Annotated in this window: 13 protein-coding genes and 2 tRNA genes; 7 read left to right on the forward strand and 8 right to left on the reverse strand. The window is 71.1% G+C overall.

The window, feature by feature from the left end; all coding sequences use genetic code 11:
* Nucleotides 1-7: 7 nt before the first annotated feature.
* Nucleotides 8-424 (reverse strand): VOC family protein, encoded by a 417-nt coding sequence (locus tag AC1DYZ_RS16910; RefSeq protein WP_477066302.1) that lies wholly within the window; start codon nt 422-424, stop codon nt 8-10.
* A 78-nt stretch (nt 425-502) separates the two neighbouring features.
* Between AC1DYZ_RS16910 and AC1DYZ_RS16915 the strand changes: the two genes are divergently transcribed.
* Nucleotides 503-1,585, forward strand: coding sequence for a winged helix DNA-binding domain-containing protein (locus AC1DYZ_RS16915; protein WP_477066303.1), 1,083 nt, complete (start codon nt 503-505; stop codon nt 1,583-1,585).
* A 293-nt stretch (nt 1,586-1,878) separates the two neighbouring features.
* Here AC1DYZ_RS16915 and AC1DYZ_RS16920 read toward each other — a convergent pair whose 3' ends face one another.
* Nucleotides 1,879-2,604 carry a MerR family transcriptional regulator gene (locus AC1DYZ_RS16920; RefSeq protein ID WP_477066304.1) on the reverse strand — a complete coding sequence of 242 codons (726 nt, stop codon included), beginning with the start codon at nt 2,602-2,604 and terminating at the stop codon, nt 1,879-1,881.
* Nucleotides 2,605-2,690: 86 nt separating this feature from the next.
* Nucleotides 2,691-2,840 carry a GH25 family lysozyme gene (locus AC1DYZ_RS16925; protein ID WP_477066305.1) on the reverse strand — a complete coding sequence of 50 codons (150 nt, stop codon included), beginning with the start codon at nt 2,838-2,840 and terminating at the stop codon, nt 2,691-2,693.
* A 207-nt stretch (nt 2,841-3,047) separates the two neighbouring features.
* Between AC1DYZ_RS16925 and AC1DYZ_RS16930 the strand changes: the two genes are divergently transcribed.
* Nucleotides 3,048-3,245 (forward strand): hypothetical protein, encoded by a 198-nt coding sequence (locus AC1DYZ_RS16930; protein WP_477066306.1) that lies wholly within the window; start codon nt 3,048-3,050, stop codon nt 3,243-3,245.
* Between the two features lie 56 nt (nt 3,246-3,301).
* On the opposite strand, the gene AC1DYZ_RS16935 is transcribed toward AC1DYZ_RS16930, so the two are convergent.
* The 4 genes from AC1DYZ_RS16935 to AC1DYZ_RS16950 form a co-directional block, all read right to left on the reverse strand.
* Nucleotides 3,302-4,345 (reverse strand): Gfo/Idh/MocA family protein, encoded by a 1,044-nt coding sequence (locus AC1DYZ_RS16935; protein ID WP_477066307.1) that lies wholly within the window; start codon nt 4,343-4,345, stop codon nt 3,302-3,304.
* Nucleotides 4,346-4,370: 25 nt separating this feature from the next.
* A complete protein-coding gene (locus AC1DYZ_RS16940; protein ID WP_477066308.1) occupies nt 4,371-4,844 on the reverse strand; it encodes a GyrI-like domain-containing protein in 474 nt (157 codons plus the stop codon).
* A complete protein-coding gene (locus AC1DYZ_RS16945; protein WP_477066309.1) occupies nt 4,841-5,257 on the reverse strand; it encodes a nitroreductase/quinone reductase family protein in 417 nt (138 codons plus the stop codon). The genes AC1DYZ_RS16940 and AC1DYZ_RS16945 overlap by 4 nt, the downstream gene beginning before the upstream one ends.
* Nucleotides 5,258-5,414: 157 nt before the next feature.
* Nucleotides 5,415-6,197 (reverse strand): SDR family NAD(P)-dependent oxidoreductase, encoded by a 783-nt coding sequence (locus tag AC1DYZ_RS16950; protein WP_477066310.1) that lies wholly within the window; start codon nt 6,195-6,197, stop codon nt 5,415-5,417.
* A gap of 211 nt (nt 6,198-6,408) precedes the next feature.
* Here AC1DYZ_RS16950 and pflB point away from each other — a divergent pair, with 211 nt between their 5' ends.
* The 3 genes from pflB (at nt 6,409) to AC1DYZ_RS16965 (ending at nt 10,344) form a co-directional block, all read left to right on the forward strand.
* On the forward strand, nt 6,409-8,664 hold the full coding sequence (pflB, locus tag AC1DYZ_RS16955) for a formate C-acetyltransferase (protein WP_477066311.1): 2,256 nt from the start codon (nt 6,409-6,411) through the stop codon (nt 8,662-8,664).
* A gap of 41 nt (nt 8,665-8,705) precedes the next feature.
* Nucleotides 8,706-9,590 (forward strand): pyruvate formate-lyase-activating protein, encoded by an 885-nt coding sequence (pflA, locus tag AC1DYZ_RS16960; RefSeq protein ID WP_477066312.1) that lies wholly within the window; start codon nt 8,706-8,708, stop codon nt 9,588-9,590.
* 373 nt (nt 9,591-9,963) lie between these two features.
* A complete protein-coding gene (locus tag AC1DYZ_RS16965) occupies nt 9,964-10,344 on the forward strand; it encodes a hypothetical protein (protein WP_456825597.1) in 381 nt (126 codons plus the stop codon).
* Nucleotides 10,345-10,560: 216 nt separating this feature from the next.
* Here AC1DYZ_RS16965 and AC1DYZ_RS16970 read toward each other — a convergent pair.
* Nucleotides 10,561-10,634, reverse strand: a tRNA-Gly gene (locus AC1DYZ_RS16970).
* A 107-nt stretch (nt 10,635-10,741) separates the two neighbouring features.
* Between AC1DYZ_RS16970 and AC1DYZ_RS16975 the strand changes: the two genes are divergently transcribed.
* Both AC1DYZ_RS16975 and AC1DYZ_RS16980 read left to right on the forward strand, forming a co-directional pair.
* Nucleotides 10,742-10,815, forward strand: a tRNA-Pro gene (locus AC1DYZ_RS16975).
* An 80-nt stretch (nt 10,816-10,895) separates the two neighbouring features.
* On the forward strand, nt 10,896-11,858 hold the full coding sequence (locus AC1DYZ_RS16980) for a DUF389 domain-containing protein (protein ID WP_477066313.1): 963 nt from the start codon (nt 10,896-10,898) through the stop codon (nt 11,856-11,858).
* Nucleotides 11,859-11,884: the final 26 nt, after the last annotated feature.

Genomic DNA, 11,884 nt, shown 5'->3' on the forward strand with positions numbered 1-11,884 from the left:
CTAGCGGCTACCCCTGCGTCGGCGTGATGTTCACCAGCCAGTGGGTGCCGAACTTGTCGTCCAGCATGCCGAACGTGGCACCCCACGGCGCGGCGGCCAGGGGGACGACGATTGTGGCGCCGTCGGCGAGCTTGTCCCAGTAGCCCCGGAGCTCGGACTCGTCCTCGCCGCTGAGGGACACCGAGGTGCTGCTCTCCGCGGGAAGTTCCATGTGCGTCGGGGTGTCGGCGCCCATGAGGACGAACCCGGAGGGCGTCTCGAGCTGCCCGTGCATGATGTGGTCGGTGTCGGCCGGGTCCTCGCTCGCGTGGAACTCCCCGAAGGTGCTGAGCGTCAGCTCGCCGCCGAACACGGACTGGTAGAACTCCATCGCCGGGCGCGCGGTGTCGCGGAAGTTCAGGTACGGGTTCAGGTACGTGGGCACAGGGGTCTCCTTCGACGGTCCTTCGCTGGCGCCTTTCACCTTTCCACGGGCCGCCGACATGCAACAGGATCGATGTCCATGGATCGCCTCGAGGCGGCGCACCGACGGCTGCACACCCAGCATCTGTCCGGCCCGCCGCTGCAGGACCCCGCGGCGGTCGTGCGACACCTCGGCGCCGTGCAGGCCCAGGAGCTCGCGATGGCCAGGTGGTCGCTGGGGCAGCGGTCGGCGGGCGTCGACGACGACGCCGTGCTGGCCGCGCTCGACGCGGGGACCGTCTTGCGCACCCACGCGATGCGGCCGACGTGGCACTTCGTCGCACCCGAGGACCTGCGCTGGATCCAGACGCTGACCGGGCCGCGCGTCCGCCGGCTGAGCGCGTACTACGAGCGGCAGGCCGGCATCGACGACGAGCTGGTCGAGCGCGCGACGGCGGTCATGGTCGGTGCCCTGCAGGGCGGCAACCACCTGACCCGGCAGGAGCTCGCTGCGGCGCTCGCGGGCGCCGGGATCGAGGCCGACGGCGTGCGGCTMGCGTACCTGGTCATGGCGGCGGAGCTGGCGGCGGTGGTCGTGAGCGGGGTGAGACGTGGCAACCAGCAGACGTACGCCCTCGTCGACGAACGCGTGCCGCCCACGTCGCCGCGGGAGCCCGACGAGGCGCTCGCCGAGCTGACCCGGCGTTGGTTCAGCAGCCACGGCCCGGCCACCGTCAAGGACTTCTCGTGGTGGTCCAGCCTGACCCTCACGCAGGTCCGCCGCGGGCTCCAGATCGTCGGCGACGACCTCGAGGCGGTCGACGTCGATGGCCTGACCTGCTGGTTCGCCCCGTCGGCCCCGCCGGTGCGCGACCCGTCGCCCACCGCACACGTGCTCCAGGGGTACGACGAGTACGGCGTCGCGTACACGGAGAGCCGGCTGGTGCTCAACATCGCGGGCCGCGCGATCGCGCCGGCGGACGCCAACCAGGTGATCCAGCCGCTGCTGCTCGACAGTCAGGGGATCGGCTGGTGGCGTCGCAAGGTCGGGCGGGGCGAGGTCGCCGCCGAGGTGCATCTGGCCGCCCCCGTGTCGGACGCCGAGATGGTCGCGGTGCACACGGCGTTCGACCGGTTCGCGGCGTTCGTCGGCACTCCGGTCCGGGTCGATGTGGACAGATGACCAGGATCCGTGTATAGTTCCATCTTGGATCTCCCGGTCTGCGTGATGGTGTCAGCATCCCATCGCGAAGGATCGGCCCGGATGTGGAACGCGCCGCTACGAGAGCGGCTGACGGCCATGGTTCGGGTGGCTGATCTTCGACAGCCCCCAATGGCGCTGGGGGCGGTTCAAGCCGCGCGCAACAAGGACAAGCGGGCGCGGTGGGCGAAGGCCAACAGGTGCTGACGGACATGCGGCCCCGGTGCAGCCCGCGACGAGAGTCGCGGCGCAGCACCGGGGCCGTTGTCGTCCCCTCACCCCTGGTACAGCCACACCACGTTGGCGTCGGGGTCCCGCACCGCCGACGACCGCGGCATGCCTTCGGACTCGTGCGGCCCGAGCACCTCGGTCGCACCCGCGGCCAGCGCTCGGCGGTGGGCCGCGTCGAGGTCGTCGACGAGCAGGCCGATGGTCGCCGGTCCCGCGGCGCCCGGGTAGTCGGCCGTCTGGAGGTGGACGAGGAAGAAGTCGTCCGCGCCGTACCGGCCGAAGACGAAGCCGGAGAAGTCCTCGTCGGCGGTGCGCTGGGTCACCTCGGAGTCGAACCCGAAGGCGTCGATGTAGAACGCGGCCGCGGCGTCCTGGTCGGCGACCAGCAGCTTGATCTGCACGGGACGGGCGCCCGCCGGACGGGGCTCGTTGGGCAGCCCATTGTCGGCGACCCGTGCGGTGTCCCCGAGGCTCGCCGCGATCCGTGCGCGCTCGCGCTCGAGCCGGGCGCGGTGGGCGTCGAGCACGGCCGGTGCGCCGTCGGGGTCGTCGAGGACCGTGCGGGTGTCCTCGACGGAGAGGTCGGTCCACCGCAGGGAACGGATGTGGCGGGCGCGGTCCAGCTGGTCGGCCCGGTAGTAGCGGTAGCCGGTCGACTCGTCGACCCGGGCCGGGGTCAGCAGGCCGACGTCGTCGTAATGCCGCAGCGTGTGCACGGAGAGGCCGCAGAGGCGCCCGAACCTGCCGATGGTGAGGTCGTCGGTGTCCACAGCAGAACTGTGGACCCTCGGGTGGCCCGAGGGTCAACCGCCGGCCCGCAGCGCCGGCAGGTCGTCGAGATCCCCGTCAAACACGTTCACGTCGGGAACCCCAACCCTTCGGTCGCCTTGACGTACGCGAAGTCGACGTCCTGCGCGGCGAGCGTCGGCCAGTCGATCTGCCCCTGGTGCGACGACACGTCGACGCCGCGCACGTCGTACCGCCCGGCCAGGGGCGGTTGGGCCACAGGACGCCGCGCGCGACGAGCACGGCGAGGAGGGCGAGCACCACGGCTACGGCTGCCACGGGCACCAGGGCCGCCCGTGCGCGTGGGGTCGGCATCGGCGAAGCCTGGCGCACCCCGGCCGTCGGCGGGGGTCTTTCGTCATGCCCGCGCGAGCGACATCGGGGCGAGCATGGAACGAGGGGTTTCGACCCCGGACAGGAGATCGACATGCTGACCTACACCGAGGGCTGGCTGCGCCTCACGGGCAACGACCAGCGGCAGCACTACTTCCGCGACGGCGTGAGCGTGTGCGGCCGGTTCGTCGCGCCGAGGACCCAGTTCCCCGAGGACGACGGACCGGATCCGGGGGAGTGCCCCGGCTGCCGGCACATCGTCGACACCGAGCAGGGCACGACGCAGTACTGAGGGCTCAGCGGGCCGCCCTGCTTGAAGGCAGACGCCGTGCGCGGTCGGGCCGGGCTTCAGCCCTCGCCCGGATAGACGACCCCGACCTGGCGGCGGATCTCGTCGGCCGTCTCGAGGATCGTGACCGTCTCGTCGAGGGGCAGCAGCGGCGAGTCCGTTCGGCCCTCCGCGACGTAGGTTGCGAGCGCGGCAGCCTGGAAGCACAGGCCGCCGTAGCCGTGGATCCGGTTGGCGTCCCACGAGCCGGTGCGTTCGCCGACGGTCACCGTGACGCCGGCCGGGACGTAGCAGCGGTCGTCCACCTCGATCCGACCCAGGGAGCCGTACACCTGCGCGGTGTGGCCGGAGGCGGTGAGCATCGACGTGAAGAGCTGCGCCTGCGCGGGGCCGTAGCCGATCTGGGCGCTGACCTGCGCATCCACCCCGGTCGCGGCGAGCGATCCGGCGGCCTGGACGCTGGTCGGGTGCAGGGGGAGGCCCGCCGCGCGCGCGACCGCGGAGGCGAACGACAGGGGATAGATGCCCAGGTCCAGCAGCACGCCGCCCGCGAGGGCGGGGTCGAGCAGCCGGTGCTTCGGGTCCTGGGCGGCACGCACGCCGTAGTCCGCGGTGATCCGGTGCACCTCGCCGACCAGGCCGTCCTCGAGCACGCGCCGCACGACGTCGGTGTGGGGGAGGTAGCGCGTCCACATGGCCTCCATGAGCAGCACGCCCGCCTCGCCCGCGGCGGCGACGAGCTCGTGCGCCTCGGCCGCGTTGCGCGTGAACGCCTTCTCGACGAGGACGTGCTTGCCGGCCCGCAGCGCGAGCAGGGCGTGGTCGCGGTGGTGGCTGTGCGGGCTCGCGACGTACACGGCGTCGACTTCGGGGTCCTCGACGAGCGCGTCGTACGACGTGTGCACCCGGTCCGCGCCGTGCTCGCGCGCGAACGCCGCAGCGCGCTCCGGCGAGCGCGACCCGATCGCGACCAGCCGTTGGCGGGTGTGCTCGCGCAGCGCGGTTGCCCAGTGCCCGGCGATGTGGCCGGGGGCGAGGATCCCCCAGCGCAGAGGGGGAGCGTCGACCGGGTCGGGGGTTCGCGGCTCGGGAAGCGTCAGCATGCGCACAGCCTGGCATCGACCCAGGTCACGGGACGATCGGCAGCACCAGGCGCGTCTCGTTCTGGTTGGGCTCGACCTCCGACGGGTCCGTGACGTACACCTCGAGGAAGTCGCCGCGCATCTGGGCTGCCTGCCCCGAGAACCACGCCCGCAGCTCGGCCCAGGCGCCGGGGAGGCCGTCGTAGGTGCCGACGTGCACCCCGACCGCGGCCGGGCCGCCGGGAAGCTCGACGACCTCGACGCCGCCCGCGAGGACGCCGACGGCCTCGGCGCCGACCCCGAAGCCGGCAGCGAGGTCGACCGAGTCCGTCGGCATGTCGAGGTACCAGCCGAACGCCGGACCGGTGATGGCCAGTCCCGCGGCCGTGACCTCCTGGACGACCAGGCCGTAAGCCCGGTCGTAGAACGCCGCCAGGGCGTCCATGGCGACGCGCTCACGCACGACGGCGACGAGCGTGGTCGGCTGGTCCTCGACGGTGATGTCCATGGTGCTCGTCACGCGTCTCGGCGAGTCAGGCGCAGCACAGGGATCGTGCGCGACGTGCGTTGCTCGTAGGACGTGAACCCCTCCGACCGGGCGGTGAACCTGCCCCAGGCCGTGTCGCGCTCGGCGCCGACCAGCTGTGTCGCGTGCACCTTCACGGTCCCGTCCTCGGGCGTCTCGATCTCGACGTCCGGGTGCGCGAGCAGGTTGTGGAACCAGGCGGGGTTCTGCGGTGCGCCGCCCTTCGACGCGGCGACGAGCCACGCGGCCTCGCCGTCCGCGATGCCGGCGACGGGGCTGATGCGCTCGGCGCCGGACTTCGCGCCCCGGTGGTGGAGCAGAACGAGGCCCTTGCCGAACCCGTTGGTGCGGACGTCGCCGCCGTTCGTGCGGAACTCGTCGATGATCTGCTGGTTCCAGTCGCTCATGGGCCCAGTGTCACGCCGGTCGGCGCCGCCTCGCGACCGGCACGCGCGAAGGTGGGCGCCGATGTGGGATCCCCGGGGCTCGGCGAGCGTCGCTGCACGGCCCGGCTTCATGTCGCGCTGGCGCGCACACGGGGGTGGATCTGCTGAGCGGCGGTGGTTACCCAGCGGGGCCGCGAGAACGACCTCGCGACCGCGGCGACCCGATCGCGCGCACGACGGAGCGCGGCATCGCCCGGGCCACGCCGGACCCCAGCCGGTACCGCAGGCTCGGTGTGGAGATGACGACGCCGCGCCGGACGTCGGCAAGGGCGGTGGCGACGACGTCGTCGGCGCGGAGCCAGGCGATCTCCGGCAGCCACGACATGTCGATGCCGGCGCGGTCGTGAAACTCGGTGTGGACGAACCCGGGGCACACGACTGTCGCGGTGACCCCGGTACCCCGCAGCTCGACCGCCAGGCCCTCGGTGAACGTCCGAACCCACGCCTTGTGCGCGGAGTACGTGCCGAGGGCGATGAGCGCGGCGACCGACGCGACGTTGAGGATCGCGCCACGCCCGCGCGCGGTCATCTGCCGGACGGCGGCGTGCGACAGCACCAGGACAGAGCGGACCATGACGTCGTGCACGGCCTCCTCGCGCCCGAGGTCGCCGCCCACGAACCGCTGCCCGGGCGCGGCACCGGCGTTGTTGACGAGCAGCCCGACCGGGCGTTCGGTCGACCGGAGCCGCTCGGCGACAAGCTCGACGTCGCTGCGGACCGACAGGTCCGCGACGAGGACCTCCACGTGGACGCCGGCAGCGGCGTGCAGCTGACCGGCCAGCCGCTCGAGCCGCTCGGAGTCCCGGTCGACGAGGACCAGGTCGTGGTGCGCGGTGGCGAGCTGCCAGGCGAACTCGAGCCCCAGGCCGGCGGCCGCCCCGGTGATCAGTGCGGTACCCACCGGACCACCGTAGAGAGGCACGGTCGGCCGCGCAGGCGTCGCGTCAGGCGGATGACCCACCCGGCCTGCCCGGGACGCCCGTCGATCTGGGTTCGTTCGAGGTCTACGGTGAAGGTCTGCTCGTCATCAGCGGTTCCGAGGTCCCCAGTGGTGCTACGCGTCTACTTCAGCAGGCGGGTGCGGTCGGTGAAAGACCCTCAAGGGAGCAATCATGAACACCTCCACCATCGACCCGGTCGCCCTCGACGCGTGGGCTGGGTTCACCACCGGGCCGTGGGCTGACGGCATCGACGTCCGGGACTTCATCCAGCGCAACTACACGCCGTACGAGGGTGACGACCGGTTCCTGGCCGGTCCGACGGCGCGCACCACCGCGGTCTGGGCGCAGATCGCTGCGATGTTCCCCGAGGAGCGCGCCAAGGGCATCTACGACGTCGATGCGCACACGCCGTCGACCATCACGTCGCACGCGCCGGGCTACATCGACAGGGACAAGGACCTGATCGTCGGGCTTCAGACCGACGCCCCGCTCAAGCGCGCGATCATGCCGAACGGCGGCTACCGGATGGTCGAGAACGCCCTCACGACCTACGGCTACGAGCCGGACGAGCTCGTGCGCGACATCTTCACCAAGTACCGCAAGACGCACAACGACGGCGTCTTCGACGCCTACCCGTCGGACGTGCGCAAGGCACGCTCCGCGCACCTCATCACCGGGCTCCCGGACGCCTACGGTCGCGGCCGGATCATCGGCGACTACCGCCGCGTCGCGCTGTACGGCGTCGATGCACTGATCGCGGCCAAGCAACGCGACCGCGCGATGCTCGACATGGAGCGCTCGGTCGAGAACGTCATCCGCGACCGCGAGGAGCTGGCCGAGCAGATCCGCGCGCTCGGTGAGCTCAAGGTCATGGCCGCCTCCTACGGGTACGACATCTCCGGCCCGGCGACCAGTGGGCGCGAGGCCGTGCAGTGGCTGTACTTCGCCTACCTGGCCGCCGTGAAGGAGCAGAACGGCGCCGCGATGTCGCTCGGCCGCACGTCGACGTTCCTGGACATCTACCTGCAGCGTGACCTGGCGACGGGCGTCCTCACCGAGGAGCAGGCGCAGGAGCTCATCGACGACTTCGTCATCAAGCTCCGGGTCGTGCGCTTCCTGCGCACCCCGGAGTACGACGAGCTGTTCTCGGGCGACCCGACGTGGGTGACCGAGTCGATCGGCGGTATGGGGGACGACGGGCGCACACTCGTCACGAAGAACTCGTTCCGCTTCCTGCAGACCCTGTACAACCTGGGCCCCGCCCCGGAGCCGAACATGACGGTCTTCTGGAGCGAGAAGCTCCCGGCGGGCTTCAAGGAGTTCTGCGCGAAGGTCTCGATCGACACCTCGGCCATCCAGTACGAGTCCGACGCGCACATCACGTCCGTCTGCGGCGACGACGGGGCCATCGCATGCTGCGTCTCCCCGATGCGGGTGGGCAAGCAGATGCAGTTCTTCGGCGCGCGGGTCAACCTCGCCAAGGCGCTGCTCTACGCCATCAACGGCGGCCGCGACGAGGTGACCGGCAAGCAGGTCGCGCCGGTGTCCGCGCCGGTCGAGGGCGACGTCCTGGACTACGCGGACGTCGACGCCAAGTTCGACGCGATGATGGACTGGCTCGCGCAGACCTACATCGACGCGCTCAACGTCGTCCACTTCATGCACGACAAGTACGCCTACGAGCGCATCGAGATGGCGCTGCACGACAGCCAGGTTCTGCGCACACTCGCGTGTGGCATCGCCGGGCTCTCGGTGGTGACCGACTCGCTGTCGGCCATCAAGTACGCCAGGGTCCACCCGGTGCGCGACGAGTCGGGCCTGGTTGTCGACTACACCATCGAGGGCGACTACCCCACGTACGGCAACGACGACGACTCGGTCGACGAGATCGCCGTCGACGTGGTCCGGACGTTCATGGCGAAGATTCGCAAGCTGCCGACCTACCGCGACGCGGTGCACACCCAGTCGGTGCTGACGATCACCTCGAACGTCGTCTACGGCAAGGCGACGGGCAACACCCCCGACGGCCGCCGCGCCGGTGAGCCTTTCGCGCCGGGCGCCAACCCCATGAGCGGCCGCGACTCGCACGGCATGCTCGCCTCCGCCCTGTCCGTCGCGAAGCTGCCCTTCGACGAGGCGCAGGACGGCATCTCGCTGACGAACACGGTCACCCCTCCGGGCCTCGGCCGCACGCGCGCAGAGCAGGTGCACAACCTGGTCGGCCTGCTGGACGCGCAGATGATGGCTGAGGGCTACCACATGAACGTCAACGTGCTCAACGAGGACACGCTGCTCGACGCGATGGAGCACCCGGAGAACTACCCGCAGCTGACCATCCGGGTGTCCGGCTACGCGGTCAACTTCGTCCGCCTCACCCGCGAGCAGCAGCTCGACGTGCTGTCGCGGACCTTCCACGGCTCCATCTGAGCTTGTCTGCCGACGGTCCGGTCGTCCGCGCAGGAGAGGCGATGGTCAGCAACGAGACCACGGGAGCAGAGGTGGTGCCTCTCGGGCTCCCTGTCGTCGGGGGTTCGAACGAGCGTCCGGTAGGTCACGGCACCGCCGGGCTGGAGGACGTCGAGTACGACCACGGCGGTCGGCTCGCAGCCGTGCGCGCCGGCGAGCTCGGGTCGGTGCACTCCTGGGAGCTGGTGACGGCCGTCGACGGGCCCGGCACCCGCCTGACCGTGTTCCTGGCTGGCTGCCTGCTGCGGTGCCTGTACTGCCACAACCCCGACACGCTGGAGATCCGACGCGGCCAGAGCGTGACCGCCAAGGAGCTGCTCCGTCGGGTCAAGCGCTACCGGGGTGTCATGACGGCGACCGGCGGTGGGCTGACACTCTCCGGCGGCGAGCCGCTGCTGCAGGCTCCGTACGTCCGCACGCTGCTGCGCGGCGCCAAGGCGATGGACGTCCACACCGCGATCGACACCTCCGGCTTCCTCGGAGCGTCCTGCACCGACGAGATGCTCGACGACATCGACCTGGTCCTGCTGGACGTGAAGTCCGGCCTGCCCGAGACGTACAAGCGGGTCACCGGTCAGGAGCTGGCCCCCACGCTGGCGTTCGGCCGGCGTTTGGCGGCGCGCGGCACGGAGGAGGTGTGGGTCCGCTTCGTGCTCGTCCCGGGCCTGACCGACGCCGTCGAGAACGTCGAGGCGGTGGCGCAGTACGTCGCCTCGCTGGGCGCCGTCGTCACCCGCGTCGAGGTGCTGCCCTTCCACCAGATGGGCCGCGACAAGTGGGCTGAGCTCGGCATGACGTACGAGCTGGACGGTGTCCCCTCGCCGGACCCCGAGCTGATGGACCGGGCTCGGGGCCAGTTCCGTGCACACGGCCTGACCACGTACTGACGGTCGGCCCGTCCGAGGACGGACGGCTGGAGGGTGGTTCCGGAAAGGGTCTGAGCTGCGGCGCCCGTGACATCCGGGGAGTACCTCCACACACTGGGTGTCACGCGCTCCACACACGCGCTCTGACCTGCGGGTTGCGTAGATCAGCCGCGAACTCCGTTGCACGCGGGTCATCGCGAGTCGGTGAGCAAGGCTGAGGCGGCCTGGTTCGTCGAAATCGGCCGACCCGCACCCCGGTGTGGAGCGCTCATGACAGCGATCTCGCCGACGCTGATCCTTCTGAGTCGACGGCGATGAACTGGGCGACATCCGGTGGCGATCACGGCGCGAGCCCTGGACACCCGGGTGTCACGTCCAGTCCTATGGTGCTGACGTGGACACCATCACCGCTTCACCCCAGGTACTCGTCATCGGCCTCGATCCCTACCGGGTCCCCGGGCCGTGGGACCCGGCGCCTGTCGCCCAGGCGATCGCGCAGGGACTGTCCACGTTCGCCGACCACGGCGTCGGGGTCGAGGTCTGCCTCGTGGGAATCGACGGGAGCGACGACGTGGGAGCGGTCGTTGGTCGCGCGCTGCGGGCTCACCGGTGGGAGTGCGTGGTCGTGGGCGGAGGCCTGCGCCATTCGGACGACAACGTCGAGCTGCTGGAGCAGGTCGTCAACCTCATCCGGCGGCACGCGCCCGACGCGGCGATCGCGTTCAACAGCACCCCCGCTACCACGTACGAGGCCGCGGCTCGCTGGATCGGGTGACGCCCGCGGGGCCGGCCGGCTCCGTCGAGGCCGGCGTGTCCCGCGCGGAGGCGGCCACCTCGGCGCCACCGGCGACCACGAGTGCACGCCGGGCTGGCCTACCGCACGCCCACCGAGTTCTCCCCGCAATGGCCCGACCCCAAACCCCATTCCGGCATGGGGGACTCGCGACGGACCTTCCGGAATTGCAGGGAGCGCGACGAAACCACCGAGGGTTGGAGCGGACGACGGGAATCGAACCCGCGTAGCCAGTTTGGAAGACTGGGGCTCTACCATTGAGCTACGTCCGCACTGGTCCCGGCTCTGGTCGAGCCCGGACCGCGGCACCCAGGGTACCGGGTGCAGGAGGGCGTCTCGTGCACCCGGGTCGCCCGCGAGGGCCGCTGCCGGGTGCGCACGGGGTGTGGCGCAGGTTGGTAGCGCGTCCGCTTTGGGAGCGGAAGGTCGTGGGTTCGAATCCCGCCACCCCGACAGAACGCCTGACCACGGTCAGGGGAGTGGGTACGGAGCGGCTCCCCGGTCCGGGGGGTCCGCGACGACACACTGGCGCTGTGCTGCACCTGCGGATCGCGAGCCCGACGCACCTGACCGAGGGCGTCGTCGCCGCGCTCGAGCGCGCGCCGGCGGTGAGCAGTCTCGCGGTGCTCGACGGGGCGTCGCGTCGTCCGCCGGGTGACGTGGTGCTCGCCGACGTGGCGCGGGAGGCGGCCAACGACATCCTCGACGAGCTCCTCGAGCTCGGGGTGCAGCGCGAGGGCACCGTGCAGGTCGAGCCCGTGGACACGTGGGTGTCCCAGCCCGGGTACGACGCCGAGCGCCTCGCTCCCGGCAGCAGCGCCGACGCGGTCGTGTGGATCGACGTCACCAGGCGTGCGTACGCCGACTCGGAGCTCAATTGGACCTACCTGAGCTTCATGTGCTTCGCGACCATGATCGCCGGCATCGCCATCGTGCTCGACTCGCAGATCCTCGTGATCGGCGCGATGGTCCTCGGGCCGGAGTTCGGCCCCATCGCCGCGCTCGGCATCGCGCTGGTCCGCCGCCGCTTCAACCTCCTGCGGAGCGCGCTGTGGACGCTGGTGGTCGGCTTCCTGATCGCGATCGCCGTGACGTGCGTGGCCGCGCTCGTCGGCAAGCAGCTCGGTTGGGCGACGGTCGAGCAGGTCACGGCACCGCGGCCCGACACCGAGTTCATCTACACCCCTGACAAGTGGTCGTTGATCGTGGCGGTCATCGCCGGAGCGGCCGGCGTGCTCTCGCTGACGTCCGCACGCGTTGGTGGGCTCGCGGGGGTCTTCATCTCGGTCACCACCGTGCCGGCCGCGGGCAACGTCGCGCTCGGCCTCGCGTTCGGGCAGATGGCCGAGGTCCGCGGCAGCGCGCTGCAGCTGGCGGTCAACATCGTCGGCATGGCGCTCGCGGGCTGGCTCACGCTGGTCTTCCAAAAGACCGTGTGGAACCGGTTCGCCGAGCGGCGCGAGCGCCTGCGCGACCGGATCCTGCATCACCACTGACGCGGGGATGTATCAGGGCGAATCGC

The organism is Cellulomonas sp. P1_C4 (assembly GCF_056406355.1).

Excerpts from the sequence above, each read along its gene's own strand:
- AC1DYZ_RS16935 (WP_477066307.1), bottom strand. The coding sequence starts at position 4,345 with ATGCTGACGCTTCCCGAGCCGCGAACCCCCGACCCGGTCGACGCTCCC.
- pflB (WP_477066311.1), top strand. The coding sequence starts at position 6,409 with ATGAACACCTCCACCATCGACCCGGTCGCCCTCGACGCGTGGGCTGGG.
- pflA (WP_477066312.1), top strand. The coding sequence starts at position 8,706 with ATGGTCAGCAACGAGACCACGGGAGCAGAGGTGGTGCCTCTCGGGCTC.
- AC1DYZ_RS16930 (WP_477066306.1), top strand. The coding sequence starts at position 3,048 with ATGCTGACCTACACCGAGGGCTGGCTGCGCCTCACGGGCAACGACCAG.
- AC1DYZ_RS16945 (WP_477066309.1), bottom strand. The coding sequence starts at position 5,257 with ATGAGCGACTGGAACCAGCAGATCATCGACGAGTTCCGCACGAACGGC.